Annotated in this window: 27 protein-coding genes; 10 read left to right on the forward strand and 17 right to left on the reverse strand. The window is 74.3% G+C overall.

Translation table 11 applies throughout. The annotated features are described in order from the left end of the window. The first annotated feature begins 79 nt into the window (after window positions 1-79). Window positions 80-2,170, forward strand: coding sequence for a PhoX family protein (locus tag ACZ5D2_RS01440; protein WP_468926408.1), 2,091 nt, complete (start codon window positions 80-82; stop codon window positions 2,168-2,170). 37 nt (window positions 2,171-2,207) lie between these two features. Here ACZ5D2_RS01440 and ACZ5D2_RS01445 read toward each other — a convergent pair whose 3' ends face one another. From ACZ5D2_RS01445 to ACZ5D2_RS01460, 4 genes are all read right to left on the reverse strand, one after another. Beyond that, entirely contained in the window at window positions 2,208-3,533 is a 1,326-nt protein-coding gene (locus tag ACZ5D2_RS01445) for a sensor histidine kinase (RefSeq protein ID WP_371677723.1), read from the reverse strand. Continuing rightward, entirely contained in the window at window positions 3,521-4,231 is a 711-nt protein-coding gene (locus ACZ5D2_RS01450) for a hypothetical protein (RefSeq protein WP_371677724.1), read from the reverse strand. The genes ACZ5D2_RS01445 and ACZ5D2_RS01450 overlap by 13 nt, the downstream gene beginning before the upstream one ends. Before the next feature lie 108 nt (window positions 4,232-4,339). Then, window positions 4,340-6,337 carry an FUSC family protein gene (locus tag ACZ5D2_RS01455; protein ID WP_468926412.1) on the reverse strand — a complete coding sequence of 666 codons (1,998 nt, stop codon included), beginning with the start codon at window positions 6,335-6,337 and terminating at the stop codon, window positions 4,340-4,342. A gap of 75 nt (window positions 6,338-6,412) precedes the next feature. Next, window positions 6,413-7,240 carry a hypothetical protein gene (locus ACZ5D2_RS01460; RefSeq protein WP_468926415.1) on the reverse strand — a complete coding sequence of 276 codons (828 nt, stop codon included), beginning with the start codon at window positions 7,238-7,240 and terminating at the stop codon, window positions 6,413-6,415. A gap of 230 nt (window positions 7,241-7,470) precedes the next feature. Here ACZ5D2_RS01460 and ACZ5D2_RS01465 point away from each other — a divergent pair, with 230 nt between their 5' ends. Further along, the gene (locus ACZ5D2_RS01465) at window positions 7,471-7,881 is read left to right on the forward strand and encodes a hypothetical protein (RefSeq protein WP_371677727.1); all 411 of its coding nucleotides are present in this window, start codon (window positions 7,471-7,473) and stop codon (window positions 7,879-7,881) included. Between the two features lie 109 nt (window positions 7,882-7,990). Here ACZ5D2_RS01465 and ACZ5D2_RS01470 read toward each other — a convergent pair whose 3' ends face one another. From ACZ5D2_RS01470 to ACZ5D2_RS01500, 7 genes are all read right to left on the reverse strand, one after another. Then, window positions 7,991-8,233 (reverse strand): hypothetical protein, encoded by a 243-nt coding sequence (locus tag ACZ5D2_RS01470; RefSeq protein ID WP_371677728.1) that lies wholly within the window; start codon window positions 8,231-8,233, stop codon window positions 7,991-7,993. A gap of 56 nt (window positions 8,234-8,289) precedes the next feature. Further along, window positions 8,290-8,661 carry a hypothetical protein gene (locus ACZ5D2_RS01475; protein WP_468926420.1) on the reverse strand — a complete coding sequence of 124 codons (372 nt, stop codon included), beginning with the start codon at window positions 8,659-8,661 and terminating at the stop codon, window positions 8,290-8,292. A gap of 122 nt (window positions 8,662-8,783) precedes the next feature. After that, window positions 8,784-9,368 (reverse strand): class F sortase, encoded by a 585-nt coding sequence (locus tag ACZ5D2_RS01480; protein WP_468926423.1) that lies wholly within the window; start codon window positions 9,366-9,368, stop codon window positions 8,784-8,786. 255 nt (window positions 9,369-9,623) lie between these two features. Further along, window positions 9,624-10,727 carry a PucR family transcriptional regulator gene (locus ACZ5D2_RS01485; protein WP_371677731.1) on the reverse strand — a complete coding sequence of 368 codons (1,104 nt, stop codon included), beginning with the start codon at window positions 10,725-10,727 and terminating at the stop codon, window positions 9,624-9,626. A 77-nt stretch (window positions 10,728-10,804) separates the two neighbouring features. Further along, window positions 10,805-11,050 (reverse strand): hypothetical protein, encoded by a 246-nt coding sequence (locus ACZ5D2_RS01490; RefSeq protein ID WP_371677732.1) that lies wholly within the window; start codon window positions 11,048-11,050, stop codon window positions 10,805-10,807. Window positions 11,051-11,093: 43 nt separating this feature from the next. Continuing rightward, complete coding sequence (locus ACZ5D2_RS01495; protein ID WP_371677733.1) at window positions 11,094-11,846, reverse strand: CbtA family protein; 753 nt, start codon at window positions 11,844-11,846, stop codon at window positions 11,094-11,096. A 217-nt stretch (window positions 11,847-12,063) separates the two neighbouring features. Next, window positions 12,064-12,279 (reverse strand): CbtB domain-containing protein, encoded by a 216-nt coding sequence (locus tag ACZ5D2_RS01500; protein WP_371677734.1) that lies wholly within the window; start codon window positions 12,277-12,279, stop codon window positions 12,064-12,066. Window positions 12,280-12,522: 243 nt separating this feature from the next. Here ACZ5D2_RS01500 and ACZ5D2_RS01505 point away from each other — a divergent pair, with 243 nt between their 5' ends. After that, window positions 12,523-13,002, forward strand: coding sequence for a histidine phosphatase family protein (locus ACZ5D2_RS01505; RefSeq protein WP_371677735.1), 480 nt, complete (start codon window positions 12,523-12,525; stop codon window positions 13,000-13,002). A 63-nt stretch (window positions 13,003-13,065) separates the two neighbouring features. On the opposite strand, the gene pucL is transcribed toward ACZ5D2_RS01505, so the two are convergent. Together pucL and ACZ5D2_RS01515 are read right to left on the reverse strand one after the other, a co-directional pair. Next, a complete protein-coding gene (pucL, locus tag ACZ5D2_RS01510) occupies window positions 13,066-13,983 on the reverse strand; it encodes a factor-independent urate hydroxylase (RefSeq protein ID WP_371677736.1) in 918 nt (305 codons plus the stop codon). Window positions 13,984-14,246: 263 nt separating this feature from the next. Next, window positions 14,247-15,599 carry an aspartate aminotransferase family protein gene (locus ACZ5D2_RS01515; RefSeq protein ID WP_371677737.1) on the reverse strand — a complete coding sequence of 451 codons (1,353 nt, stop codon included), beginning with the start codon at window positions 15,597-15,599 and terminating at the stop codon, window positions 14,247-14,249. Window positions 15,600-15,918: 319 nt separating this feature from the next. Here ACZ5D2_RS01515 and ACZ5D2_RS01520 point away from each other — a divergent pair, with 319 nt between their 5' ends. Next, window positions 15,919-16,356, forward strand: a complete 438-nt coding sequence (locus ACZ5D2_RS01520) for an ATP-binding protein (protein WP_371677738.1) — start codon at window positions 15,919-15,921, stop codon at window positions 16,354-16,356. Between the two features lie 51 nt (window positions 16,357-16,407). Here ACZ5D2_RS01520 and ACZ5D2_RS01525 read toward each other — a convergent pair whose 3' ends face one another. Beyond that, complete coding sequence (locus ACZ5D2_RS01525) at window positions 16,408-17,301, reverse strand: SigB/SigF/SigG family RNA polymerase sigma factor (RefSeq protein ID WP_371677739.1); 894 nt, start codon at window positions 17,299-17,301, stop codon at window positions 16,408-16,410. 376 nt (window positions 17,302-17,677) lie between these two features. Here ACZ5D2_RS01525 and ACZ5D2_RS01530 point away from each other — a divergent pair, with 376 nt between their 5' ends. Together ACZ5D2_RS01530 and ACZ5D2_RS01535 are read left to right on the forward strand one after the other, a co-directional pair. Further along, window positions 17,678-18,673, forward strand: a complete 996-nt coding sequence (locus tag ACZ5D2_RS01530; RefSeq protein WP_468926432.1) for an ArsR/SmtB family transcription factor — start codon at window positions 17,678-17,680, stop codon at window positions 18,671-18,673. Between the two features lie 83 nt (window positions 18,674-18,756). Further along, window positions 18,757-19,149 (forward strand): TOBE domain-containing protein, encoded by a 393-nt coding sequence (locus ACZ5D2_RS01535; protein ID WP_371677741.1) that lies wholly within the window; start codon window positions 18,757-18,759, stop codon window positions 19,147-19,149. 72 nt (window positions 19,150-19,221) lie between these two features. Here ACZ5D2_RS01535 and ACZ5D2_RS01540 read toward each other — a convergent pair whose 3' ends face one another. Continuing rightward, window positions 19,222-19,875, reverse strand: coding sequence for a TetR/AcrR family transcriptional regulator (locus tag ACZ5D2_RS01540; protein WP_371677742.1), 654 nt, complete (start codon window positions 19,873-19,875; stop codon window positions 19,222-19,224). Window positions 19,876-19,974: 99 nt separating this feature from the next. On the opposite strand from ACZ5D2_RS01540, the gene ACZ5D2_RS01545 reads away from it, so the two are divergent. Further along, a complete protein-coding gene (locus tag ACZ5D2_RS01545) occupies window positions 19,975-21,018 on the forward strand; it encodes an aldo/keto reductase (RefSeq protein ID WP_371677743.1) in 1,044 nt (347 codons plus the stop codon). A gap of 46 nt (window positions 21,019-21,064) precedes the next feature. Here ACZ5D2_RS01545 and ACZ5D2_RS01550 read toward each other — a convergent pair whose 3' ends face one another. Beyond that, complete coding sequence (locus ACZ5D2_RS01550; protein ID WP_468926437.1) at window positions 21,065-21,964, reverse strand: sigma-70 family RNA polymerase sigma factor; 900 nt, start codon at window positions 21,962-21,964, stop codon at window positions 21,065-21,067. Between the two features lie 200 nt (window positions 21,965-22,164). Between ACZ5D2_RS01550 and ACZ5D2_RS01555 the strand changes: the two genes are divergently transcribed. Further along, on the forward strand, window positions 22,165-22,593 hold the full coding sequence (locus tag ACZ5D2_RS01555; protein WP_371677745.1) for a hypothetical protein: 429 nt from the start codon (window positions 22,165-22,167) through the stop codon (window positions 22,591-22,593). A 146-nt stretch (window positions 22,594-22,739) separates the two neighbouring features. Then, window positions 22,740-23,615: a ribonuclease BN gene (locus ACZ5D2_RS01560; protein ID WP_468926441.1), complete on the forward strand. Its 876-nt coding sequence runs from the start codon at window positions 22,740-22,742 to the stop codon at window positions 23,613-23,615. 10 nt (window positions 23,616-23,625) lie between these two features. Here ACZ5D2_RS01560 and ACZ5D2_RS01565 read toward each other — a convergent pair whose 3' ends face one another. Continuing rightward, window positions 23,626-24,855 (reverse strand): hypothetical protein, encoded by a 1,230-nt coding sequence (locus tag ACZ5D2_RS01565; protein ID WP_371677747.1) that lies wholly within the window; start codon window positions 24,853-24,855, stop codon window positions 23,626-23,628. 263 nt (window positions 24,856-25,118) lie between these two features. On the opposite strand from ACZ5D2_RS01565, the gene ACZ5D2_RS01570 reads away from it, so the two are divergent. After that, window positions 25,119-25,487, forward strand: a complete 369-nt coding sequence (locus ACZ5D2_RS01570) for a hypothetical protein (protein ID WP_356210917.1) — start codon at window positions 25,119-25,121, stop codon at window positions 25,485-25,487. Window positions 25,488-25,538: the final 51 nt, after the last annotated feature.

Genomic DNA, 25,538 nt, shown 5'->3' on the forward strand with positions numbered 1-25,538 from the left:
CGGCGCAACCCGCGCCTAGCGTCGCCGCTGATTCGTCCCGACGCGACGTCGGCGCCGTGCACCCACCGGAGGACACCTCGTGCGCAAGCTCCTGCCGCTCATCGGCAACCCGCATGGGAGCGGTCGTTCCGCTCTCACCTGCCGCTACCGCTGTGGCGACGCCTGCTTCCACGAGGTGCCCAACACCAGTGACAACGAGTACGTCGGCGACGTCATCGCCCGTGCCTACTCCCGCCGCTCGATGCTGCGCTCCGCGGCGGTCGTCACCGTCGCCACCGCCGCCGGCACCGCCGTCACCCTCGGGGCGGGCGGAGGCCAGTCCGCCGAGGCGGCTCCCTCCGCCGACCCCAAGGCCGGTTCGGGCGAGGCCGCACGCGGCCTGCGCTTCAAGGCCGTCGCGCCGAACACCGACGACCGGGTGACCGTCCCCGAGGGCCACGACCAGAACGTGGTCATCCGCTGGGGCGACCCGATCGTCAAGGGCGCCCCGGGGTTCAATCCGGACAAGCAGACCGCAGCCGCCCAGGCCGGTCAATTCGGTTACAACAACGACTTCCTGAGCCTGCTCCCGCTCGGCGGCGGCTACGAGCGCCAGCAGCTGCTCGTGGCCAACCACGAGTACACGGACGAGAACCTCATGTTCAAGGGCTACGACCCGGCCAACCCGACCCGCGAGCAGGTCGAGGTCGCGTGGGCCGCGCACGGCCTCGGCGTCGTCGTGGTCCAGGAGGACCACCGCTCCGGCAAGCTGACCGCCGTCAACCGCCACCAGCTCAACCGCCGCCTCACCGCCACCAGCGAGTTCCGCCTCACCGGCCCGGCCGCGGGCAGCGCGCTGCTGAAGACCTCCGTCGACCCGACCGGCACCAAGGTCCTCGGCACGCTCAACAACTGCTCCGGCGGCACCACCCCGTGGGGCACCACCCTCCACGGCGAGGAGAACTTCAACCAGTACTTCGCCAACGCCGGCCAGGTCACCGACCCGGCCGAGGCGGCCCGCCTCAAGCGGTACGGCGTGAGCACCGGCGCCACCGAGCGCAAGTGGGAGCGGTTCGACAAGCGCTTCGACTGCCTCCAGGAGCCCAACGAGTCCCACCGCTTCGGCTGGGTCGTCGAGCTCGACCCGTACGACCCGAACTCCGTCCCGCGCAAGCGCACCGCGCTGGGCCGCTTCAAGCACGAGGGCGCCCAGCCCCGGCTGACCGAGGACGGCCGTCCGGTCGTCTACATGGGCGACGACGAGCGCTTCGACTACTTCTACAAGTTCGTGTCGAGCAAGCAGATGAAGAAGGGCGACAGCCGCGCGGCGAAGGAGCACAACCTCACGCTGCTCGACGAGGGCACGCTCTACGTCGCCAAGCTGACCGGCGACTCCCCGGCCGCCGAGATCGACGGCTCCGGCAAGCTGCCCGCCGACGGCCGGTTCGACGGCTCCGGCGTCTGGATCAAGCTGGCCACCGCCTCCGCCTCCGGCAGCGTCTCGCACGTCGAGGGCATGACCGCCGAGGAGGTGTTCGTCTTCACCCGCCAGGCCGGTGACAAGGTCGGCGCCACCAAGATGGACCGCCCCGAGGACATCGAGCCGAGCCCGCGCACCGGCCGCGTCTACGTGGTGCTGACCAACAACACCGACCGCGGCAAGGCCGGCAAGGCCGGCGCGGACGAGGCCAACCCGCGCAACCTGAACAAGCACGGCCAGATCCTGGAGCTCGCCGAGAACTTCGACGACCCGGCTGGCGACGGCTTCGCCTGGCGCCTGTTCCTGGTCGCCGGCGACCCGAACGACGCGTCGACCTACTTCGCGGGCTTCCCGAAGGACAAGGTCAGCCCGATCTCCTGCCCGGACAACGTGACCTTCGACCCGCACGGCAACCTGTGGATCTCCACGGACGGCAACCAGCTCGGCTCGCACGACGGCCTGTTCGGCGTCGCCACCGCCGGTGAGCGCCGCGGCGAGCTCAAGCAGTTCCTGACCGTGCCGCGGGGCGCCGAGACCTGCGGTCCGCTGGTCCAGGACAGGCGCGTCCTGGTCGCGGTGCAGCACCCGGGCGAGATCGACGGCGCGGCCGTCGAGAAGCCGCAGTCGGTGTGGCCCGACGGGCCCGGCAAGATCGTCCGCCCGGCGGTCGTGTCGGTCTGGCGCAAGGACGGCAAGAACATCGGCGTCTGATCCGCCCGGTGGACGGGGCCGGTTGACCGCGGCGCGGTCAACCGGCGTCCGGCATCCGCCCCACCGGCAGGCGCAGGGTCGTCAGCGCACCCCCGTCCGGGGCGTTGGCGAACCCCAGGACGATCTCCAGGACCGCGGCCTGGCCCACCACGATGGTCAGGCCCAGCCCGTGGCCCCGGCCGCGCCCGGGATCCCCGGTGCGGAAGCGCTTCGGGCCCTGCTCGATCAGTTCGGCCGGGTAGCCCGGACCGTGGTCGCGGATCGCCACGACCGGTCCCTCCACCGTCACCTCGACCGGCGGCCGGCCGTGCCGGTGGGCGTTGACCAGCAGGTTGGCCAGGATCCGGTCCAGGCGCCGCCGGTCGGTGAGCACCACCGCGTCGCGGACCACCCGGACCTCGGCGGGCAGCCGGGTCCCGGCGACGGCCCGCTCCACGGCCCGGCCCAGCTCCACCAGGGACAGGTCGGCGCGCTCCACGCCCGAATCGAGCCGGGAGATCTCCAGCAGGTCCTCGGTGAGCAGGTGCAGGGCCTTGAGCCGGTCGTTGATCATCTCCTTCGGGCGGCCCTCGGGCAGCAGCGAGGCCGCCGCCAGTGATCCCGTCAGCGGGGTGCGCAGCTCGTGCGCCACGTCCGCCGTGAACCGCTTCTCCGCCTCCAGCCGTTCCTGCAGCGAGGCCGCCATGGTGTCCAGGGCGTGCGCGACGTCCCGTACCTCGTCGCGGTAGCGGCGCGGCCGGCGTCCGTCCGGGTCCGCGTCCGAGTCCGCCTCCTGGACCGCGTCCGGGGCGGCGTCCGCGCCGGTGTCCGGGCCCGCGTCGGCGGGGAAGTCCACCCGGGCGTCCAGGTCCCCGGAGCTGATCCGGCGGGCCACGGCGGCCGTGGTGGCGAGCCGTCTGCTGATCCGGTCGGCGAGGAAGAGACCGGCCAGTGCCACGACCCCGGCCGCGAGCACCGCGGAGGCCAGGATCGCGGTGTCGATGTCCCGCAGCCGCCCGCGCGTGTTCCCGTACGGGATCCAGACCGCGAGGGCCGCGCGGTCGGCGGGTCCGGCCGCCCACATGACGGGTTCGCCCCCGTGGGTGCCGACCATGCTGCCGGTCCGGCCGCGCGCGACGAGCGCCCGCAGCGGGGCGGGCAGGCCGGGCGGGTCCAGGGCGGCGTTCACGTCGCCGTGCGCCGTGCCGTACTCGTAGTGGCCGAGGGCGTGGTCGAGGTCCCGGGCCGCCTCCTTGCGGACCTCGCCGACGACCTGTCGGGCGACCACGTTGTGCACGAGGATCCCCAGCGCGGCGGCGACCAGGCAGCACACCGTCGTGGTGGTGAGGGCGATCTTCCAGCGCAGGCTGCTCAGCGCGCGCATCGCGACCGGGCCCCGGGCAGCGGGACGTCCGTGAGGGCCGCGCACTCGTCGAGGGTGAGCTGCGACAGGCTCATGCTGCGCGTCCTGTCGTCCCAGACGTAGTCGGAGACCGAGCTGTACTGCGGGTTCGAGGTCGGCTCGCGGACGGCCAGGTGCCCGGCGGCCACCTCGACGCCCTCCAGTACCCCGCGCCGGGCCAGGATCCGGGCGATCCGGCCGTCGTCCCGGACGGTGTAGACGCGCAGTTCGCTGAGCCGGCCGTCCACGTCCAGGGCCGTGATCAGCTCCTCGCGGCCGTCACCCGTCAGGTCGTGCAGGACGCCGGGGCGCACCGGGCAGTCGGGCCCGCCGTCCGCGGTCCGGGTGCAGAGCGCGAGCCGCCGTACCGCGCGCGGGTCGACGAGGCGGCCCGTCCCGCCGTCCTCGGCGGTGGCGGAGGTGATGTCGGCCCGTACGACGGCCGGCGCGTCGACCCCGCGCATCGTCAGCGCCGGCGCCCTGGGGAGTCCCGGCACCGTGGCGGCCGCGCCCGGCTGCTGTCCCTCGGGAGCCGGGTCGGGGTGGATGTCCTTCCACAGGGTCTGGGGGGCGTGCACGGTGCCGAGGTCGCCCTCGCTCTTGAGCCCCTCCACGTCGGCGCACCCCGCCCCGCCCGCCAGAACGGCGGCGAGGACCATCACGGCCGGAACCCGGTGCATGCTCCGATGCTGCCCCGCCGCGGTCGGCCCGGCCCGGCCCGTGCGCCGTTCGGGGGACCGCGGCACCCGGCGGGCGGCGTCCGGCCGCCGCGGGCGCCGGCGGCCGGGTCAACGGTCCGGCTGGGCGATCGCGCGGGCCGCCGCGACCTCCTGGTGGACCGGGGCGAGGACGGAGTCCAGGGCCTCCGGCGGGAGGGGCCGGACGCGGACCTCCTTCAGGGTCGCGCTGCTGCGCACCCCCCGCGCCAGGCCGTGCAGCTCGTCCGTGAGGGCAGCCACCTCCTCGGCGCCGGGGGGAGCGGCTCCGTGGTTGACCCGGACCCGGGCCGCCGTCGTCGCGTCCACGATCCGTTCCACCGCCACCACCAGCGGCCACCACGCGGCGGCACGCGGGCCGGTGGGCGGGGGTTCGGTCAGGGCCCGCTGGAACTCGTTGCGCACGTCGGAGAGGTCCCGGTAGATACGGCGGCGGGCCTTCTGCCGGGTCAGCCGGGCGGCCCGGAGCGCGGCGTCGTCCGCGAAGGGGGCGAAGGCCCGCTCCACGTAGCCGGCCGCGTCGTCCACGGCGGCGGCGAGCCGGTCCCCGATCCGGGTGTGCCAGCTCTCGGGCCACAGGAGGTAGCCGGCGATGAGGGCGATGGCGCAGCCGATGAGGCTGTCGATCAGGCGCGGCCGGATCAGGTCGAAGCCCTGGTGGTTGAGGAGGTCCGAGAGCAGCAGGATCACGGGGGTGATGGCCGCGGTCTGGAAGGCGTACCCCTTGGTGGAGAACACCGGGATCAGCATGGCCAGCAGCGCCATGACCGGTACGTCCCACCAGCCGCGCGGTACCTCGGCGAGGACGGCGGCCGACAGGACCAGCCCGCCGGCGGTGCCCAGGGCGCGCAGGACGGCGCGGGAGAAGACGGAGCCGAAGTCCGGTTTGAGGACGAAGGTGACGGTCAGGGCGACCCAGTAGGACCGTTCCACCTCGATCAGGGAGACGAGGGACTGCGCGAGCCCGATGCACAGGGCGAGGCGCAGCCCGTACCGCCAGGAGGCCCCGGACAGCATCGTGTCGCGCACCGCCCGCCGGGCCCTGATCCGCAGGGCCGCGGGCCGGCCGAGCCGGTCGTCGATGTCGTACGGGTCCGGTCCCGGGGAGCGCACGGTGGCCGCGGCGTACGTCAGCGCGGAGTCGAGGGCCCGCTCGGAGGGGCTCCGCGGTGCGGGCAGGTCCGGTACGGGGGCGCCGGGGCGGCCCTCCTCGACGGCCCGCGCCAGTTCCCGTACGGCCGCCGGGAGCGCGGGCGGCAGGGGCCGGCCGCGCAGGTGGGCGGCGGGCGCGGCCTCGACCAGCGGGATCAGCGCGTTCAGCTGGGCGAGCAGCCGCGCCAGCGAGGGGCTGCGGCCGTGCACCCGGGCCCGGCGGCCCAGGACGAGGTCGTAGGCGTGGTTCAGGGCCTGGGTGAGCTGGTGGCGGCGTTCCTCGTACGCGGGTCCGCCCGCGGCCTCCAGGCTGTCGGCGAGGGCCCGGTAGGCGGACGCGACGGCGGTCCGTTCGGGCAGCCGGCCGCGCAGTGGCCAGCCCAGCAGGCTCAGGGCGAGCACGAACAGGCCGCCGGCGCTGAGCAGCAGCGGGGCGGTCCACCAGGGTTCGGGCATCGGCAGGCCGGCCCCGACGACCGCGTTGAGCAGGAGCAGCAGTCCGGACACGGAGGCGACGGTGCCGATCGAGGAGATCATCCCGGAAACGAGGGCGATCAGGGTGAGGACGCCGACGGCGAGCCAGCCGTGCCCGTAGACGAGGGTGCCGGCGGCGACGCCGACGGCTCCGAAGAACTGCGGGACGGCGATGTTCAGGATCCGCATCCGGTACGCGTCGGCGGTGTCGCCGATGACCCCGGAGAGGGCGCCCATGGAGACGAGGGCGCCGTACTCGGGCTCGTCCAGGGCGAAGCCGACGGCGAGCGGGGTGGCCAGCGCGATCCCGGCGCGGACGGCCGCCGCCCAGGGGACGGGCGCGCGGCTCGGCCGCAGTCCGGCGAGCAGCCAGGCGGGGGGTGCCAGCGGATTCGGCCGCAGCCGCCCGGACGGTATGTGCTCGGTGCGTCGTTCGGTGGTCATTCCGCTTCCGTGTCGCCACTCGCGAATCGGTTCTTCTGGGGAGTTCTGCGGAGTATGGGTGTGTACGTACCGAGCTTATGGGGTGCGGCGCAGCCGTCCGGCCAGCCAGGCGGCCAGGGCGGCCGCCAGCCCGATGGTGAGGACCACCCAGGAGGTGGTCCGCAGGAACGCGGTGAGCGCGTCGTACACCGCTCCGGCGGCGGCCCGGTCGACGTCGGCGGGCAGGTCGTCGAGGGTGAGGCGGCGGCACAGGACCACCGCGGTCCACAGCAGCACGGCCCCCGCGGCCAGCCCGAGACCGGTGGCGAGGACGGCGCGCCGGCGGTGGACGGCGACCGCGACGGCCAGCACGGCCAGGCACAGGGTCAGCAGGGGGAGCCAGACACCCGCGATCTGGAGCATGCGGAACCCCTTCCGGAGCGCGCCGAGGTTGTCGTACTCCATGACCTTCACGGTCAGGTGGGTTTCCGGGATGCGGTCGGCGAAGGGCACGCCGTCGGCGATCAGTTCCCCTCTGACCTGGGCGATCACCGGCGCGAGGTCGATGGTGACCGCGTCCCCGTGGCCGGAGTCGAGGGCGGCGAGGAAGGCGGCGTGCGCGGCGCGGTTGGCGGCGTCCCAGGCCGTGCGGTACGCCGGGGTCCCGGCGAAGGAGCGCAGGGCCTCGCCGATCAGGGCGTCGACGCCGCCCTGGAACGGGCCCGCGTCGATCTGTCCGGAGAGGGCGCGGGTGGCCTGGGTGACGACCACGCCCCGGACTGCCGGGTCGTCGGCGAGCGGGGCCATGGCGGCGGTGTAGCGGTCGGCGTTCCCCAGCTCCCGGTCGGCCCAGTAGGCGACCGCGCTCGCGGGCACGAGGAGGGCCACGAGCACGACGAGGGCCGCCGACAGGTAGGTGCGCACGTCACCAGGGAATGCCCCGGGCGGCGGGCGGCGCCACCCCTGTTGCTGCGTCCGGGTGGGCCCGGCGGTGCCGGTGGCGGCCGGGGCCGCGGCGGTCCCCGTGCGGTGCGGGCGTCCGGGCGGTGCGACGGGCGTCCGGCGGGGCGGGACCGGGCCACCCGGACGAGTGATCCACTTGCCGCCCCGGGACGCCGGGTGTGCCCTGGATGATGGAAGAGAGGAGCCCCGCCATGGCACATGCGGCACCCACCGTGTCCCGGAGGCAGCGCCCCACGACATCGGTGAACGTGGACCACAGCAGCAGGAACGCCCTGATCCGTGCGCTGCTGCTCGGCCTCGTGTACGGGGTCTGGGCGGCCCAGATCGAGCGCGACACGGGCCCGGTGACCGTGGGCAACGTCTTCTACGGGATCCTGTGCGGCGTGCTGTTCGCCGGCGTCATGTTCGCCCTCCACGAGTTCGGTCCGCGCCTGATGCGGGAGCTGCACGCCACCGCCTACGGCGCCTTCGCGGGCGTGGCCGTCGGCTACCTGCACAGCCTCACCGGCGCCTCCGTGCTCCGCTCCACCACCGTCGGTCTCGCCGCCGGCGCGGGCGTCGGACTCGCCGCCTTCTACCGCTACTACACGCGGGAGGACTGAGCCCCGTCCGGCGCCCGGCGCCGCCCCGTGCCGGTGGCCGGCACGGGGCGGTGGCCGTGTCCGGTGGCCGGTTCGAGGCGGCCAACGGCACGGAGCGCCCGGCGGGTGGCTAGGCGGCGGGAGAGGCCGGGCCCGGCCGTGCTCCCGCCTCCGGCTCCTTCTCCCGGCCCGCGGGCGTGGCTGCGGTCGTGCCCGCGGTCGCGGTCACGGTTGCGGTCGCGACCACCGCCTCGGGGTCGGCCTGCCGCGGCGCGGGCGCGGGCCGGTCCGGGGCCGGGCGGACCGGCGGGGCGTGGCGGGCGACCTCGGCGCGGAGCATGGCGTTCAGGGCGGCGTACGGGTCGATGGGCATGGCGGAACCTCACGGTGGTTCGGGAGTGTGGGGGGACACGCTGCTGCTCGGCCCGCTCAGCAGCGCAGGACCACGCTCCGTACCGTCCGCAGGGATCCTGCCGGTGCGGCCTCCCCGCCCCGGGCGGCGTGCGGCGGCCGAGCCGCATCGCACACGTGTTTCACGTGAAACATCCCCGGCAGCCGCCGGACGGTGGGCGCCGTGCGCACCGCCGTCCGTACGGCCGCGCGGGCGTCGGAGTCCGCCGCCGCCCCGTCCGACTGCCCTTCGGTGGGCTCGGCGGGGGCGGAGGAGGCCGAACGGGAGTCCGCGGCCAGGGCGGAGGCCGTACTCGCCGCCGGACCGGCGCCGAACAGGCACAGCAGCGCGACGCAGGCCACCGTCAGGGCCCGCGCCAGCACCGTCCGCGCGTACCGCGCACCGCTCATGCCGCCCTCCATGCCCCGGTGCACCGGGCGGCTCCCCCGCCGGGCCCGAGAAGCCCCCGACCGGGGGACGAAGACACCCCCCTCGGCTGACAGCCGCCACCGCCCCACCGGGACCCCCGCGCTCAGTGGGTGCGCAGCGGCCCGGTCAGCCGCGCCAGGACCGTGGTCTCCCCGCTGATCAGCCGCAGCCGGGCCCGCCCGGGCCGGTCGGCGGAGCCGCCGACCCTGCCGGGCGAGATCCGTTCGACGGTGAACACGGCCGTACGGTGGTCCGCGCGCGGGATCTCGATGGTGCGCCCCCGCCGCAGTCCGGCGAGCGGCAGCCCGTCCCCGCTGACCACGGCGGTGCCCGCGCTGCCGGGTACCGGGCCTTCGGGGTCCCAGCCGGCCATGCCCTCGGCGTTCTGCGGACCCCGCGCCAGCGGGAGGTCCACCCCCAGGCTGGGGATGCGCAGCCGCAGCGGGCGCGAGGCGCGCAGCGGTGCGGCGGACACGCCCCGGGTCACGGTGCCCGGACCGTGCGTCCCGGAGTGTTCGAGCCCGCGCACGAGCCGCCGGTGTCCGGACAGGCCCAGCGCCCGGGAGGGCAGCGCGTCGGCGGTGCCGGTGGTGGCGGGCTCCGCGCCCTGGCTGCCGCGCAGCAGGCCCACTCCGGTGCAGATCAGAGTGACCGTCAGCGCGGCGACGATCCACTGGGCGCGGGCCATGGCGTTCCTCCCGGGCCGGCTCGGGCGGCCGGTTCCTGTGAGCAGTGGACCGCTCCCGGGCGCCCGGCACCGCACGGGCACGCCGGGAAGTGACGGTTCGTCATCGGTGTGTCGTGGCTGTGTTCCGGTGTCTTCGCAGCTCGGGGGCGGTGCGCCGGGCGCGCTCCCGGTGGGTCGACGCCGTGCGCCCGAACGGGTGAGGGCGGATCCGGCGTGCGACGGCCCCCGCCCCGCGCGCCCTGCCGGGCGGCACGTTCAGCCCCCTGACGCGGCGTCCGGGTCCGCGACGGCGGTCGACGGCAGGGGCTGCGCGGGCCAGTCCAGCAGCCGGGCCCCGATCGCCGCCGTCTGCAGGGTGTACCGCTGCACGGGATCTCCGGGGTCGTGGCCGGTCATCCGGTGGATCCGCTCCAGCCGGTAGGTCAGTGCCCGCACGCTCAGGCGCAGCCGCCGGGCCGACTCCGCGGCCACGCACCCGGAGTCGAAGTACGCCGTCAGGGTCTCCAGCAGCGGCCCGGCCCCGCCCCGGCCGGCCCGCAGCGGCCCGAGCACGCTCAGCACCAGGTCGGCCAGGGCGGCCCGGTCCCGGGTCAGCAGCGGGAACACCAGCAGGTCGGCGGCGCGCAGTACGGGTCCCTCGAAGCCGAGGCGGTCCGCGAGGCCGAGGGCGTCGCGGGCCTCCTCGTACGAGGCCGCGATCCCGCCCGTGCCCGGACGCGTGCGCCCGACCGCGACGAGCCCCGCGCCCGGGAACGCCGCGCACGCCTGCCGCGCGAAGTGGACCGGCACCTCGTCCCGGTCGCCCGGGGCCACGCAGACCAGCAGGCCGTCCTTGGTGGCGAGGAGGGCGGCGCCGTCCCCGAACCGCCCGGTCAGGGCCGCCTCCACGCGGCGGGCGGCCGGGCCCGCGTCCTCGCAGGGCTGCGGGCCGCGCGCCACGGCCACCGTGTACGCGGGCGCCTGGGCCGGTCCGAAGCGCGACGCCCGTTCGGCGAGGCGGCAGGGGTCTCCCCGGCCGAGCAGCAGGTCGTCGACGTACTCCCGGCGGGCGGCTTCCTCGCGGCGCACCACCAGGTGCCGGGCCCGCTCGTAGCCCTCGGCGAAGGCGTCCACGGCCTGCTCCGCCGCCGCCAGCACGGGGTCCGGGGCGCCGTGCCCTTCGAGTGCGGCCCGGGTGGCGGCGAGATGGGCGCCGACGAGGTTCCGCAGCCCGTACCCGGCGGCGGCGGCCCGCGCGCCGAGGGCCCGCCGGGTGGCGAGTGCCTCGGGGCCGGGGCGGCGTCCGGTGGTCCGGACGTCCGCGAGGATCCCCGCGTACCCGGTCAGATATTCCTCGGGTACGTCCCGCCCTGACGCCACACCAGCTCCCCGCTCCGTTCGAACTCCCATTGTCGCCAGGGGGTTCGCGGGGCCCAGGGCCGGGGCGGGCAAGACGCTCAGATCACCACGAACGCGACCGCCGCCGCCCCCATGAGGGCGGCGGCGAGGTGGATCGCGGGGTGGCCGTAGTCGCCGAACCAGAGTTGGCGGGCCAGTCCGCCCAGGGCGGCCAGGGCGGTGATGACCCCGATCTGCGCGAGCAGGGTCGCGGCCGTGAACGGGGCCAGGAGCAGGAGTAAGGAGTTCAGCCAGAAGGGTGCGGCGCCGGTCCAGCCCCGCCAATGCCAGATCGCGGACGGCATGTCCCGGCTCCCACCTTCCACACCCGCAACAGGCGTGTCGTGCTCAACTCATCGGCTGTACAGCCTCCTGGGGTGCGGCGGCCGGGGCAATAGCGCGTTCGGCTAGAAATCCGAAGGCCAGGCCGAAAGTCGTCCACAGGGCCGCCTGGATGCCCAGCGAGGCGAGGCGGAACTGCCAGATCAGCGCGGCCGGGAAGTCGGCCGGCACCTCGTTGATGCCGGGGAGCAGGGCGTAGGCGATGCCCACCGCCACGACGAAGGACAGCGAGGCGACGGTCGAGGCGTTCCAGTTGCCCAGGGAGGGGGCCAGGCGCCGCCCCAGGATCAGGGCACCCGCCGCGAGCAGCAGGCTCAGGGCGATCATCAGGACGAACAGGGTGGTCCGCCGGACGACGGTGTCGGGGTCGCCCACGGCCGGCGGGTTGGCCGGGTACTTGAGGAACGGGACCAGGTTCACGGTGAGGAACAGGCCCCCGGAGACCAGCGCGGCGGTGGCCCGCGGGCCGAAGCGGCCGAGCCGGCCCAGTGCGTAGCAGAAGACGAGCGCGGCGATGCCGCCGAGCGCGACGCCGTAGAGGAGGGTGCCGGTGCCGAGGCCGGCCGTGGCCTGCAGGGCCCGGCTGACCGGGGCGTCCTCGGCGTGGTCGTGCCCGGCGGAGGCGGCTTCCTCGATGGCGATGGCCGCGTCCACCTTGGACTCGCCGAGGACGTACGCGACGAGGAAGGCGGCCACACCGGCGAGCAGGCCGGCCAGCATGCCCCGGATCAGCAGGACACGTGGGGAGATGCGGTTCATGCGTCGGTTTCCCTTGCTGCAGCGGAGAGGGGGGGAGCGGGGATCTCCGGGGTCCACAGGGCAGGCGGAAGCGGCACGCGGGCCGTACGGCGCTCCGCGGGTGCGTGCCCCGCGGAGTCACGCAGGGGAGCCGCCCGGTTGACGGGCCCTGCGCAGAGCCGTACCGGCGCCGCGCGCGGGGGAGTTCCCGGCGGCGCGTGGACCGGGGATCAGCCGGTCAGTGGCAGGGGAAACCGAGCAGGTGACGGCCGTCGTGCATCCACTCGTGGACGGTGTCGCCCTGGAAGACCGCGGTGGCACCCTGTTCGGCGCCGACGAGGTACAGCAGGACCAGCATGAGGACGCCGACGAACAGCGCCCAGGGGGCCAGTTCCTTCAGGGACAGGGGGGTGACGGCTACGGGCGCCGACGTGGGCACGGCGGAGTGGGCCATGGCAGGACCTCCAGAGGGAACACGCGTCCCGGTCAGTGGTGCTCTTGACGAAGGTGGCGGGTCTGACTTCCCTGCCCACACTGCTGCGGGAGGATTCACAGTGGCGCGACCGTGCCGGAATCTCACCGGTACTTCCGTCATACCTTCGTCATGTCGTCCGAGACCGTACCGCGCCCGTGGCCTGAACACCACGGCGCATGTCCGCCGTCTCACGCCCTGGGCGCGCGCTCTACGCTCCCTCCCATGCCCGAGACGACAGCCCAGGCCCCGCCGAGTCCACCCGTACGGCTGCACCTGACCACGCCCCCGCTCGACTCCGCCGCCCGTCAGGGCCGGTTCGGGTACGGGGACCCGTGCCCCGGCCACGCCGGTCTGGCCGGCCCGGCGACCGGGGACTGGGCGGGCCGGACCCTGGAGGAGGTCGCGGCCGAGGACCCGGGCGGGATCCGCGCCTGGCTCACCGATCCGCAGTACGCGCCCCCGGGCGGCGGGGAGTCCGTGGCCGCGCTGATCGCCCGGACCGGCGCGCACCTGGCCGCGCTGCCGCCCGGTCCGCACCACGCGGTGGTCGCGCAGGCCGTCGTACGGGCCGCGGTGGTGTGGGCCCTGGAGCTGCCGGCGCCGGCCTTCTGGCGGCTCGACGTGCGGCCGGAGACCGTGACCACCCTCAGCGGCCGGGCAGGACGCTGGAACCTCCTGGTGGGCCGCCCGGCCGGGGAGTGAACGGCACGACGGCCCGGACCCCGCGACGCGGTCCGGGCCGAACGGCGCTGCGGGGCAGCGGTGTTACGCGACGATCCAGTCGGAGGTGGCGATCACCGGCTGCACGCCGTCGCGGTGGATGGTGCCCTCGATCAGGCCGTACGGCCGGTCCGCCGCGAAGTACACCTCGTTGTCGTTCTTCAGCCCGAAGGGCTCCAGGTCGACGAGGAAGTGGTGCTTGTTGGGAAGGTTGAGGCGCACCTCGTTGACCTTGGGGCAGTTGTCGAGGACGCGCTCGGCCATCTGGTTCAGGGTCTGCTGGAGCGAGTAGGAGTAGGTCTCCGCGAAGGCTTCGAGCATGTGCTTGCGGACCTTCTTGTACGACTGGTCCCAGTCGAAGTCCGCGTCGTCGGCGGCCAGCGCCGAGTGCGCCCAGCGGGAGGTGACCTTGGTCGCCAGGATGCGGTCGTACGCCTCCTGGAGGGTCGTGTACCTGTCCTTGATGTAGCCGTGGAACTCGGAGTTGGTCGAGTTCATCACCGTCAGGTCCTTCAGGCCGGAGATGACCTGGAGACCGGTGGTCTCGCTGTAGGTGATCTGCGCGGTGCGCACCTCCTGGCCCTTGCGGACGAAGGAGTGCTGCTCCTTGCGCGTCGGGACCGGGATCCGGTCCCAGGCGTACTCCTCGATGCGGATCTGCGCCTCGCGGATCGGCTGCTGGGAGGAGACGAAGTGCTTGGCGAGGAGGATGCCGAAGGCCTCGGGCGAGTCGATGCCGTGTTCCTTGCCGAAGGCGTACACCGTGTTCTTGGTGGTGTCCGTCGGCAGGCAGTTGGCGTTGTCGCCGGTCAGGTGGACGTCGCGGAACTCACCGCGGAGCGCGACCGAGACGTTGAGGTCGCGGATCTCGCTCCAGGAACCGTCGCTGCCCTTGCGGGTCACCTTCACGATGCGGTTCTCGGCCTTGCCGTACTGGTTCTGGCCCAGGACGTGCTTGCTCATGCTGTCTTCCTTCGGGTACTCGGGAACACGGAGTCCGATTGGTCTGGATCCCGTACGCCCGGCGTCCAGCGCGCGTCCCGACTGAAGACGTGCCGCTCCCCGCCGTTCGGCCGCTGGGGGCCGCCCCGGGACTGACGTGCATCCCGGTCCGTAGGTGCTGAGTAGTACTGCACGGATTGCAGCATGTGTACGGCGGGTTGACCACCGCACGGATCCTCCGAACACCAGCGCCCACGGATTGGGCGACCGTACAGACCCGCAGGTCAGGCCATGTGCGCGTCGGCGACCGAGAGGGCCTCGTCGAGGACGGCCAAGCCCTTGGCCACGTCCTCGGCGGAGACGTTGCAGGGCGGGGCGACGTGCATCCGGTTCCCGGCGAGGAGCGGCCACAGGCCGCCCTTCTTCAGGGCCGCCCCGAAGGCCGCCATGGGCGCGTTGTCGGCGCCGGAGGCGTTGTACGGGACGAGCGGCTCGCGGGTGTCCGGGTCCCGTACGAGTTCCAGCGCCCAGAAGGTGCCCAGTCCGCGGACCTCCCCGACCGAGGGGTGGCGCGCGGCGATCTCGCGCAGGCCCGGTCCCAGCAGTTCGGCGCCGGTGCGGGCGGACCGGCCGACGATGTCCTCCTCCTCCATCGTGTTGACCGTCGCGACGGCGGCGGCGCAGGCCAGCACGTGCCCGGAGTAGGTCAGCCCGCCCGGGTAGGGGCGGCGGGCGAAGGTCTCGGCGATCGCGGCGGAGATGGCGACCCCGCCGAGCGGTACGTAGCCGCTGGTGATGCCCTTGGCGAAGCAGATCAGGTCGGGGGTGACGTCCCAGTGGTCGGCGGCGAACCAGGTGCCGGTGCGCCCGAAGCCGACCATGACCTCGTCGAGGATGAAGACGATGCCGTAGCGGTCGCAGAGCGCGCGCACGCCCGCCAGGTAGCCGGCCGGGGGCACGAGCACGCCCGGGGCGCCGCCGACGGTCTCCAGGATGATCGCGGCGATGGACTGCGGGCCCTCGAAGACGATCGTGTCCTCCAGGTGGCGCAGGGCGCGCTCGCACTCCTCGGCCTCGGTCGTCGCGTGGAAGGGCGAGCGGTAGAGGAACGGGCCCCAGAAGTGCACGACGCCGGCGGTGGCGGTGTCGTTGCCGAAGCGGCGGGCGTCACCGGTGAGGTTGATCGCGGTGGAGGTCGCGCCGTGGTACGAGCGGTACGCGGACATCACCTTGGGCCGGCCGGTGTGCAGCCGGGCCATCCGGACGGCGTTCTCGACCGCCTCGGCGCCCGCGTTCGTGAAGAAGATCTTGTCCAGGTCGCCGGGGGTGCGCTCGGCGATCAGCCGGGCGGCCTCGGAGCGGACGTCGACGGCGAAACCGGGCGCGACCGTGCACAGCCGGGCGGCCTGCTCGGCGATCGCGGCCGCGACCTTGGGGTGCTGGTACCCGATGTTCGTGTAGACGAGCGCACTCGAAAAATCGAGGAAACGGTTGCCCTCGTAGTCCCAGAAGTACGAGCCCTCGGCGCCGGCGACGGCCAGCGGGTCGATGAGCTCCTGCGCCGACCAGGAATGGAAAACGTGCTTCCGGTCGGCGTCTTTCACGGCGGCGAGGGCGTCGGCGGCTTCTGAGTTCATATATCGAGGGTAGTTGTCCAGGATGTGGACCCGGGGGTGCCTCCGCGGCGGCGTGGCCGAGGGGTGACTTGACGTACGGGGGCTGCGCCGCTCGACGGGTTCCGGCCGTCGTCATAGCGTCGCCGTCACCGGCCGCTCCACGGGGGAGAACGGCGGAAAACTCATGGTGGGGCCCTGTTCGGTGGCCCCCGCGACAGCGGGGGCCACCGAACAGGGCCCCGTCGTGCATGGAGATCCGGCCACGGCATGGTGGGATTTGGCCGTCGCCCTCGGGGGTAGGTGCGGCGCCGGGGGACGGGCGGCGGAGACGGGAGAGCCTGTGGCCGAGCAGACGCGGAAGCTGGTCCTGGGCGGTGGCACGACGGGTGTCGTGACCCGCTGCCGGGACTTCACCCGGCGTGCCCTCGCCGACTGGCACTGGCCCGCCGGAGCCGAGGCCGAGGAGGACGTGCTCCTGCTGGTCTCCGAGGTGGTGACCAACGCCTGCCTGCACGCGGGCGGCCCGCGCGAGCTGGTCCTGCGGCACGCCCCCGGCCTGCTGCGCGTGGAGGTCACCGACGACAGCCCCGAACCGCCGGCCCCGCGGCCGCCGGACCGGGCCCGGCCGGGCGGGCACGGCCTGATCCTGCTGCAGCGGCTCGCCCGGGGGTGGGGCTGCGTACCGGCCCCGCCGGGCAAGACGGTGTGGCTGGAGGTTACGGGCCCCGCGGCCCCGGCCGCGCCCCCGGCCCCACCCCCGTCGGGGCCGGAGGCGTAGGCGCGGGGCGGCCCGGGTCAGGCGGCGCCGGGAGCCCGCGGGCGGCCCGGGTCAGGTGGCGCCGGGAGCCTCGGACGCGGCCCGGGGTGTCCCGGACGCGGCCTCGGGTGCCGCGTCGGCGAGGAGACCGCCGCGCAGCCGCGTCAGGGTGCGGTGCAGCAGCCGGGACACGTGCATCTGGGACAGCCCCAGCCGCTCCCCGATCTCGGACTGGGTCAGCTCCTGCCCGAACCGCAGCGCCAGCAGTGTCCGCTCCCGCTCCGGCAGCCCGGCCAGCATCGGCTTGAGGGACTCCAGGCACTCGATCAGTTCGTACGCCGACTCCTCCGCGCCCAGCGAGGACCGGTCGGTCTGCGGGTCGCGCTCCGGGTCGTCCTGGGCCGGGGCGTCCAGCGAGCGCGCGGAGTAGGCGCAGGCGGCCTTGCGGCCCTCGCCGAACTCCTCCGGCGTGACGTTCAGCTTCCGTGCCAGCTCGGCGTCGGTGGGCTCGCGGCCGAGGCCCTGTTCGAGGGCGTCGTGGGCCTTCGCCGTGTCGATCCGCAGCTCCTGGAGCCTGCGGGGGACCTTCACCGCCCAGCTGGTGTCGCGGAAGAACCGCTTGATCTCTCCGCTGATCGTGGGCATGGCGAAGGTGGTGAACTCCACCCCGCGCTCCGGGTCGAACCGGTTGATGGCCTTGATCAGTCCGATCGTGCCGACCTGGACGATGTCGTCCATCGGCTCGCTGCGCCCGCGGAACCGGCGGGCGGCGAACTTCACCAGGCTCAGGTTCAGCTCGACCAGGGTGTTGCGGACGTACGAGTACTCCGCCGTGCCCTCTTCGAGCTCGGCCAGCCTGTGGAAGAGGGAGACCGAGAGCGCCTTCGCCTCGCCGGTGGCGACATCGGTGTGGTCCCCGTGGCCGGTGAGGCGGAGGTCGGTGAGGTCGGTGTCGGTGGGGTTCATCGGTCTGCGCTCCTCTCACGAAGGGCTCCCCCCGGGGGAGGCCGTCGTCCTGCGCGGTCGCGACCGTCCTCATGGATATACCCTCTCCAAACGGGTGATACCCCTGCGGATCTTCCACGGTCCGGCCGGTGCCGCCCGCGCCCGCAGCCGTTCCCACGCGCCGGCCGGCCGAAGAGGGCGTACGGGAAGGGCGCGGGCCGCGTGCGGGGGGCTCCCCTGTTGCCCCCCGTACGCGGCTCGCGCCGGTCTCGTGCGTCCCCTCGGCGGCACCCTCCCCGCGGAAGGCGGAGGGCACGGGAGGAGCCTGCGTCCCCGCGTCCGCCCGGCCCACTGATTAAGCTCAGACCGAATCCAACGGAGCTGCGGGGGCGGGGACATGGCGACGGGACTGACCTTTTCGGCGGCGGACCTGGCCCGGACGCGCTTCGCGGTCTCCCCGATGTGGGAGGTCGTCACCAGCTTCCGGCTGCTGAAGCATCCGGCCGGGGGTTCCCTGCACCGGCGCTGGGCCGCGCAGGTGCGGCCCCGGATGCGGTGCGCGGGGCTGCGGGGCGGCTGGCTGGACGAGCTGATCCCGGCGCGCGGCTACCTGGCGGACTTCCTCAACCCGACCCCGCAAGGCCCCTTCCCCACCCTCGGCGCCGAGCTGGCTGCCATCCGCGCGAGCCGCCCCGAGCAGGTCCGGGCCGACGTCGACGACCTGCTGCGCACCCGCCCGGGCGGGTACGGTCCCGACCCCTCGCCCCGGCTGCGGCTGCTCCGGGAGGAGCCGCGGGCGGCGCTGGAGAAGGTCACGGCGGAGATCGAGACGTACTGGGAGCTCGCACTGGCGCCCTACTGGGCGCGGATCCGCCAGCTGCTGGAGGCGGACGTCTTCCACCGGGCCCGCCAGGTCGCCGAGCACGGATCCGCCGCCGTCCTCAACGAGCTGCACGACTCGGTCCACTGGGACGAGGGCACCCTGCACCTGCCGCGCTGCGAGTGCGGGCTGACCCGGGAGCAGGCGGGACCGGGGCTGCTGCTGGTGCCGGCGGCCTTCGCCTGGCCCCGCGTCCTGACCCGGTCGGTGGCCCCGGACCCGCCCCAGCTGGCCTATCCGGCCCGGGGCGTCGGCACCCTGTGGGAGCCCCGCGCCGCCGCCTCCGCCGATGCGGTGGCCGGCGTACTGGGCCGCTCCCGCGCGCTGCTGCTGGCGGAGCTGGACAGCCCGGCGTCGACCACCCAGCTGGCCCGCCACTGCGGCCTGTCCGCCGCGGGGGTCTCCCAGCACCTGACGGCACTGCGCAACGCGGGCCTGGTCACGGCGCACCGCGCGGGCCGCTCGGTGCTCTACGCCCGCACCGCCATCGCCGACGCCCTGCTCACGGCCTGAGGACACGGACCGAGGGCACGGGACCGAGGGCACCCGACCGAGGGCACGGGACCGAGGGCACGGGACTGACTTAGGCTGCCCGCATGGAGTCCTACACCATCGGCCAGGCAGCGCGGCTGCTCGGCGTCAGCAGTGACACCGCCCGCCGCTGGGCGGACGCCGACCGGTTCCCCACCCGGCGCGAGGGGAACCGCAGGATCGTCGACGGGCCCGACCTCGCGGCGTTCTGCGTCGAGGTCGCCCAGGAGGCCGGGGAGGACGAGGACACCCCGTACACCTCGGCGCGCAACGCCTTCCCCGGCATCGTGACCGCCATCAAGCTGGGCTCGGTCGGGGCGCAGGTGGAGGTCCAGGCGGGCCCGCACCGGGTGGTGTCCCTGCTGACCCGGGAGGCGGTGGAGGAGCTGGGCCTGGAGGTCGGCATGCGGGCCACCGCCCGGGTGAAGTCCACCAGCGTGTTCATCGACCGCACCTGAGGCACCTGAGGCACCTGAGGCCCCGGGGCTCCGGGCCGCCCCCGCCGGTCCGGGCGGGGCCCCGGGCACGGGTCAGCCGTGCTCCGGTTCCCGTACGAAGGCCCCCGCGCGGGCCGCGGCGACGGCGGCCCGCGCCGCGCGCGCGGCCGCGGCCCCGTCCAGCGGCTCCCCGGTGGTGAGGAAGCGGTAGTACAGCGGTGCGGACACGGCGCGGACCACCTCGGCGGAGTCGGTCCCCTCCGGGAGCTCCCCCCGCTCGACGGCCTGCCGCACGCAGGGCGCCCATTCCGCGACCCGGACCTCGTAGAAGCGGTACAGGGCCTCGGCGGTGCGTGCGTCGCCGGTGGCGGCGGCGATCACGGCCTTGAACAGGGCCCCCTGACGCGGGTCGGTCAGGGTGCGCCGGACGAGCTCCGCGTTGGCGAGCAGGTCCTCGGTCAGCGATCCCGTCTCGGTGCGCGGCGCCGACTGCTCGGCCATGTCCGTCAGCAGGTCCGCGACCAGCCCGGCCACCGTGCCCCAGCGCCGGTACACGGTGGTCTTCCCCACGTCGGCGCGACGGGCGATCTCGGCCAGGTCCAGCCGGTGGAAGCCCTGCTCGGCGAGGGTGTCGCCGGCCGCCCGGAGCACCGCCGCGCGCACCCGCGCCGTACGCCCGCCGGGACGGACGGTCCCCGGCTCCGCAGGGTCCCCCGCCGTGGGGGCGGCCTCATCAGAAAACTCCATAACGGGGCTCCCGTTCCATTAGTGGCGATCTCCTGTTACGTTGGGACCACCTTAAAGGGTCTGCGGTGCCATTACCGCTTTCGAGTCGGGGGATGCGTCATGGAATACAGGCAGCTGGGCACGTCCGGTCTCAAGGTCCCCGCCCTGAGCTTCGGAGCGGGAACCTTCGGGGGCCGGGGGCCGCTCTTCGGCGCGTGGGGCACGACGGACGCGCGGGAGGCCCGCCGCCTCGTGGACATCTGCCTGGAGGCGGGCATCACCCTGTTCGACACGGCCGACGTCTACTCCGCGGGCGCCTCCGAGGAGGTGCTCGGCCGGGCGGTCAAGGGCCGCCGGGACCGGGTGCTGCTGTCCACCAAGGCCGGACTGCCCATGGGCGACGGCCCCGGGGACGCCGGCACCTCCGGCCCCCGCCTGGTCCGCGCGACCGAGGACGCCCTGCGCCGCCTCGACACCGACCACATCGACCTCTTCCAGCTGCACGCCTTCGACGCCGCCACCCCCGTCGAGGAGGTGCTCTCCGCCCTGGACGGGCTCGTGCGGGCCGGGAAGATCCGCCACGTCGGCGTCTCCAACTTCGCGGGCTGGCAGCTGATGAAGTCCCTCGCGGCCGCCGAGCGGCACGGATTCCCCCGCTACGCCGCCCACCAGGTCTACTACTCCCTCGTCGGCCGCGACTACGAGTGGGAGCTGATGCCCCTCGGCCACGACCAGGGCGTCGGCGCGATGGTGTGGAGCCCCCTCGGCTGGGGCCGGCTCACCGGCAGGCTGCGCCGCGGCCTCCCGCTGCCGGAAGGCAGCCGCCTCCACCGGACCGCCGACTACGGCCCGCCGGTCGAGGACGAGCACCTCTACGACGTGGTCGACGCCCTCGACGGCATCGCGGAGGAGACCGGCCGGACGATCCCGCAGGTGGCCATCAACTGGCTGCTGCGCCGGCCCACCGTCTCCTCCGTCATCGTGGGCGCCCGCAACGAGGAGCAGCTCCGCCAGAACATCGGCGCCGTCGGCTGGGAGCTGACGCCGGACCAGGTGGCCCGGCTCGACGCCGCGAGCCACCGTCCGGCCCCGTACCCGTACTACCCCTACGAGCGCCAGGAGGGCTTCGCCCGCCTCAACCCGTCGCTGGTCAAGGGGAACTGACCCGCCCGGCTCCGACCCGGCCCGGTTTCGGCCCCGGGTGGCCGGCTCAGCCGCCCAGGACCGGCCCCAGGTCGATCCGCGCGAGGCGCTCGGGGTCGGTGAGGATGTCCAGCGCGGTGATCACGCCGCCCCGGACGGTGAACGACATGACCGAGAGCGGGGTGCCGTCCGCGGCCACCGCCACCACGCCCGGTGTTCCGTTGACCAGTGCGGGGTGCGCGGCTTCGGCGAACCGGGCGAACAGGATGGCCTGCGAGGCCACGTTCACCGCACCCCGGCGCAGCACTCCCGGCCGCAGCGTGCCGCCGTCGGACCGGGCCACGACGTCCGGGTCGAGCAGGGCCACCAGGGCGTCGAGGTCCCCGCCGCGCGCGGCGGCGAGGAAGGCGTCGACGACCTCCCGGCGGCGGGCGAGGTCCGTGTCGGGGGCCGGGGCCGCGCCCTGGACGCGGCGCCGGGCCCGGCTGGCGAGCTGGCGCGTGCCGGCCGCGGTCCGGCCGAGGACGGGCGCGATCTCCTCGAAGGGCACCCCGAACAGGTCGTGCAGGACGAAGGCCAGCCGTTCGGCGGGCGCGAGGGTCTCCAGTACGACCATCAGGGCGAGGCCGACCGAGTCCGCGAGGAGCACCTCCTGCTCGGGATCGACCCGGTCGGGACCGCTGACCACCGGGTCGGGCAGCCGGACGGGGCCGTTCCCGTCTTCCAGCGGCTGCTCGCGGCGGGTGGCGCGGGCCCGCAGCATGTCCAGGCAGACCCGCCCGGTCACCGTGGTGAGCCAGCCGCCCAGGTTGGCCACGGCGCCGACGTCGGAGCGGTTCAGCTTGAGCCAGGTCTCCTGCACGGCGTCCTCGGCGTCGCCCAGCGAGCCCAGCATCCGGTAGGCCACCGCCCGCAGGTGCGCCCGGTGCGCGTCGAACCGCTCGGCCAGAAGGTCGTTCCCGTTCATCTGCCCCATCCCCGTGCCGCGTTCCTCCACTGCCTGGAGGACCGTAACCGCCACGGCGGGCGGGCGGCGTAAAAGGGCTCCGCGGGTGGACGCGGACCGTGACGGTGCGGATGCAGAAGGTGGTGGATGCGTTTATTTTGACACCTGTGGTCATAGGTCGTGACTGCGTTGATCTGCCCCCTTTGAGGAAGGCCTCACCCATGAAGCGTTTCCCCGTGATCGGCGCGCTCTGCGTTACCGCGGCGTTCGGCCTCGCGGCCTGTTCCGACAACAGCAGCTCGCCGGCCGAGGAGGCCAGCCAGGCCTCCGCGGACCTCTGCACCGACCTGAACGCCCTCAAGGCCGACAACGCCAAGCTGAAGGCCCTGAACCCCGCCGTGTCGACCAAGGACCAGGTCCAGAGCGCCATCGACGCGGTGCAGAAGGACTGGGAAAACGTCAAGAGCAACACGCAGAAGATGAAGCAGTCGGAGCAGGAGGCCGTGAAGTCGGCCGCCGAGGGCCTCAAGAAGGGCTACCAGGACCTGCCCGGGGACACCACCGGCAAGGACGCGCTCACTCAGCTCCAGCCGCAGATCCAGAACCTCGACCAGGCGGTGGCCGCCGCCTCGACCCGGCTCAAGTGCTGACCCGGTGACACCCGCCCGCCCGGTGGGGCCCCCGTTTCCGGGGAGGCCCCACCGGGCGGTGGCGCGTCGGCGAAATGCGTGACATCTCCGATTTCGCCGCGGTTCTCGGGCATGGTGGTGCTCCCGTGCCCCATGAGGAGTCCTCCGTGCCCGAACCGGAAGCCGGGCCCCGGCTGTTCGCCATCCCCGGCTGGATGCGCAAGCACACCCCGGTGCTGACCCGGCTGATCGAGCAGCTCGCCGCCGTCAGGGTGCTGGACTGCGCCACCCGGCTGGCCGCACAGGCCTTCCTCGGCGGGCTGCCCGCCCTCTTCGTCATCGGCACCGTCGGTCCGGACTGGATGCAGGACCAGCTGACCCACTCCCTCCGCGCGGCCATGGGCCTCCAGGACGCCGCCCTGGACCAGGTCCTCTCGGTCTACTCCGCCAAGGACCCCACCACCGCCACGACCACCGGCGCCGTGGGCATCATCGTGACGCTGGCATCGGCCACCGCCTGCAGCCGCGCCCTCCAGCGGACCTGCGAGCGCTCCTGGCACCTGCCCAAGGCCAAGGCCGCCGTGGCGGCCTGGCGCTGGATCGCCTGGCTCACCGTCTGGCTCGCCGCGCTGCTGTTCCAGGGGCCGTTGCAGAACGCCTTCGGCACCGGCGCGGTCACCGGTTTCGCCTTGGCGGTGGTGAGCGGCACGCTGCTGTGGTGGTGGACCCAGCACCTGCTGCTCGGAGCCCGGATCGCGTGGCTGCCGCTGCTACCCGGGGCCCTGCTGGCGGGGGTGGGGGAACAGGTGCTGACCCTGGCGTCGCGGGTCTACATGCCCCGCACCCTGAACCGCAGCATGCAGGAGTTCGGCGCCCTGGGGTCGGTCTTCGTCGTGCTGTCCTGGCTGATCACGCTGTTCGTCGTGATCACCCTCGCCATCGCCGTCGGCTACGTGGCCGCGCACGAGCCCCCGCTCGCCCGCTGGCTGCGCACCCCGCCGCGGCCGGCCCCGACGAAGGCGTCGGGGCCGGCCGCGGCGTGACGGCGTACGGCTACCGGTCCCCGTGCCCGGGGCTCCCGGTACCGGGTTCCCGGCCGCCGGCCCCCGCCCCGTTCCCGGCGCGGCCGCCCGCCGCGAGCAGCGCGAGGACGGCGAGGGCGACCAGCAGGATGAGCACCAGCAGCAGGACCGTGAGCACCGTCGGGTGGTTCCACAGCGCGAACACCAGCGCCAGCACGATCAGCACGCCCACCGTGAGCGGGCGCCGCCGGGCCTCCACCCAGCCGCCCGCGCCGCCCGCCGTCACCCCGTGGGCGGCGCCCCAGCGCACGGTGGAGTCGGCCCGGCGCTCGGCGCCGCCGCGGACGGCCCGCGGCAGCCGGCCGGCGCCGGACAGGTAGGCGCCGAGCGCGATGACGATCCCGAGGACGAGCGCGGTCCGCAGGCTGACCCGCAGGAACCGCACCAGCGTGTCGAAGATCGCCGCGGCGGCGTCCCGGGACTGGACCTGCTCCGGGAGGTGGTCGAGGTAGTAGCGGCGGGCGATGACCAGCCCGATGGCGACGAGCAGGCAGGCGCCCGCCCCGCACAGCGCCATGACCACCAGGGCCCGGCGGCGGCGCCGGGCGAGCAGCACCCCGGCCGCCGCGAGGACCACGGTGATCACGGGAAGCCAGTTGCCGGCGATGTCGAGGAGCCGGACACCGCCCCGGATCTTCTGCAGCTCGTCCGAGTGGAAGAGCACCATCTGCTTTTTGACGTCGGGGATCTTCTCGGCCGGGGAGAGCCCCGCCTTGACGAGGTCCTGCTTGACCGTCTCGACGGCCTCGCCGACGTCGAGGGTGACGGTGCCGCCCTCGACGCCGATCGCGCCGCGGCCCTTGCCCGTCAGCGCGTGCACGACGGACTGGTGGGCGACCCGGTTGGCCTGGGTCCAGACCTTGTCGAACGCCCGGCTCGACACGAAGCGGCTCGCCACCTTGGAGACGGCCTGGTCGGCGGCCGAGTCCAGCTGGGGGCCCAGCGACTTGACCGCCGTACCGACGCGCGGCGGCAGGCCCTGGGACTCCAGCCACTTGGCCAGGTCCGCGGTGACCTGCGAGCCGTCGATCCGTACGTCGGCCGCCTCCGTGATGCGGTGGACGGCGGCGGCCTCGACCGCCGGGTTCGAGGCCAGCGGGGCGACCGTGGACACGTAGCGGTTGGTGTCCAGCACGATGTCGTGCACCCAGACGGTCAGGAGGGACACCGGTACGAGGAGGCAGGCGAGCGTGATCAGCACGGCCGACGCGGTGCTCGCGGCGATCCTGCGCCCCCGCGACGGCGGGGGAGGAGGGGGAGCCGCGGCCGGGGCCCGGGGTGAGGGCGGGGGCGGCTCGGACGGCTGACTCATGGCCCTCCCGGGGACGGGGGAGGCACGGCGCCTCTCGCGTCCATTGACGGCCCTGCGGACCGTGGTCGCACCCCGGGTTGCGCCCACCGGGTGGTGGCTCCGTCCGGATTCGGCAGCGTACGGCGCGGGGTCGGTGAATAGAATCGGCTTCCATGTCGAAGCCCGACCAGCTGCTCGTGGACATCGCCGCCCTGGTGGAGTCCGCGCAGAGCAATCAGATGTCCCTGACCGTGGTCACCGGGGGTGGCGTCATCACCGGCCGGCTGGCCCCCGAAGCCGTCTGGAGGCAGCGCGTGGCGGAGGTCCTGACGGACTCGGCCCGGCTGACCGAGTTCTCCGCCGCCTTCACGGGTCCCGCGGGTCCCACGGCCACGGACGGCCCACCCACCCATCTGCACTTCCACGTCGCCCGGATCCTCCAGGGCACCGTGGGCATCCCCGAGACGGGCGGCATGTACCGCGTCGCGATCGAGGACGTAGGCGCCTGGACCGTCGGCGACTTCAGCTACTCCGACAGCTGAGCCGCTCCCGCACAGCACACGGACGGGGCCCCGCCGGCACGCTGCGGTGGG

The sequence above is a fragment of the Streptomyces sp. NPDC031479 genome, assembly GCF_055581065.1.

Excerpts from the sequence above, each read along its gene's own strand:
- ACZ5D2_RS01540 (WP_371677742.1), bottom strand. The coding sequence starts at position 19,875 with ATGGAGTTTTCTGATGAGGCCGCCCCCACGGCGGGGGACCCTGCGGAG.
- ACZ5D2_RS01480 (WP_468926423.1), bottom strand. The coding sequence starts at position 9,368 with ATGGCCCGCGCCCAGTGGATCGTCGCCGCGCTGACGGTCACTCTGATC.
- ACZ5D2_RS01470 (WP_371677728.1), bottom strand. The coding sequence starts at position 8,233 with ATGCCCATCGACCCGTACGCCGCCCTGAACGCCATGCTCCGCGCCGAG.
- ACZ5D2_RS01465 (WP_371677727.1), top strand. The coding sequence starts at position 7,471 with ATGGCACATGCGGCACCCACCGTGTCCCGGAGGCAGCGCCCCACGACA.
- ACZ5D2_RS01445 (WP_371677723.1), bottom strand. The coding sequence starts at position 3,533 with ATGCGCGCGCTGAGCAGCCTGCGCTGGAAGATCGCCCTCACCACCACG.
- ACZ5D2_RS01490 (WP_371677732.1), bottom strand. The coding sequence starts at position 11,050 with ATGCCGTCCGCGATCTGGCATTGGCGGGGCTGGACCGGCGCCGCACCC.
- ACZ5D2_RS01530 (WP_468926432.1), top strand. The coding sequence starts at position 17,678 with ATGGCGACGGGACTGACCTTTTCGGCGGCGGACCTGGCCCGGACGCGC.
- ACZ5D2_RS01550 (WP_468926437.1), bottom strand. The coding sequence starts at position 21,964 with ATGAACGGGAACGACCTTCTGGCCGAGCGGTTCGACGCGCACCGGGCG.
- ACZ5D2_RS01455 (WP_468926412.1), bottom strand. The coding sequence starts at position 6,337 with ATGACCACCGAACGACGCACCGAGCACATACCGTCCGGGCGGCTGCGG.
- ACZ5D2_RS01495 (WP_371677733.1), bottom strand. The coding sequence starts at position 11,846 with ATGAACCGCATCTCCCCACGTGTCCTGCTGATCCGGGGCATGCTGGCC.
- ACZ5D2_RS01545 (WP_371677743.1), top strand. The coding sequence starts at position 19,975 with ATGGAATACAGGCAGCTGGGCACGTCCGGTCTCAAGGTCCCCGCCCTG.
- ACZ5D2_RS01525 (WP_371677739.1), bottom strand. The coding sequence starts at position 17,301 with ATGAACCCCACCGACACCGACCTCACCGACCTCCGCCTCACCGGCCAC.
- pucL (WP_371677736.1), bottom strand. The coding sequence starts at position 13,983 with ATGAGCAAGCACGTCCTGGGCCAGAACCAGTACGGCAAGGCCGAGAAC.
- ACZ5D2_RS01570 (WP_356210917.1), top strand. The coding sequence starts at position 25,119 with ATGTCGAAGCCCGACCAGCTGCTCGTGGACATCGCCGCCCTGGTGGAG.
- ACZ5D2_RS01535 (WP_371677741.1), top strand. The coding sequence starts at position 18,757 with ATGGAGTCCTACACCATCGGCCAGGCAGCGCGGCTGCTCGGCGTCAGC.
- ACZ5D2_RS01500 (WP_371677734.1), bottom strand. The coding sequence starts at position 12,279 with ATGGCCCACTCCGCCGTGCCCACGTCGGCGCCCGTAGCCGTCACCCCC.
- ACZ5D2_RS01555 (WP_371677745.1), top strand. The coding sequence starts at position 22,165 with ATGAAGCGTTTCCCCGTGATCGGCGCGCTCTGCGTTACCGCGGCGTTC.
- ACZ5D2_RS01450 (WP_371677724.1), bottom strand. The coding sequence starts at position 4,231 with ATGCACCGGGTTCCGGCCGTGATGGTCCTCGCCGCCGTTCTGGCGGGC.
- ACZ5D2_RS01515 (WP_371677737.1), bottom strand. The coding sequence starts at position 15,599 with ATGAACTCAGAAGCCGCCGACGCCCTCGCCGCCGTGAAAGACGCCGAC.
- ACZ5D2_RS01505 (WP_371677735.1), top strand. The coding sequence starts at position 12,523 with ATGCCCGAGACGACAGCCCAGGCCCCGCCGAGTCCACCCGTACGGCTG.
- ACZ5D2_RS01475 (WP_468926420.1), bottom strand. The coding sequence starts at position 8,661 with ATGAGCGGTGCGCGGTACGCGCGGACGGTGCTGGCGCGGGCCCTGACG.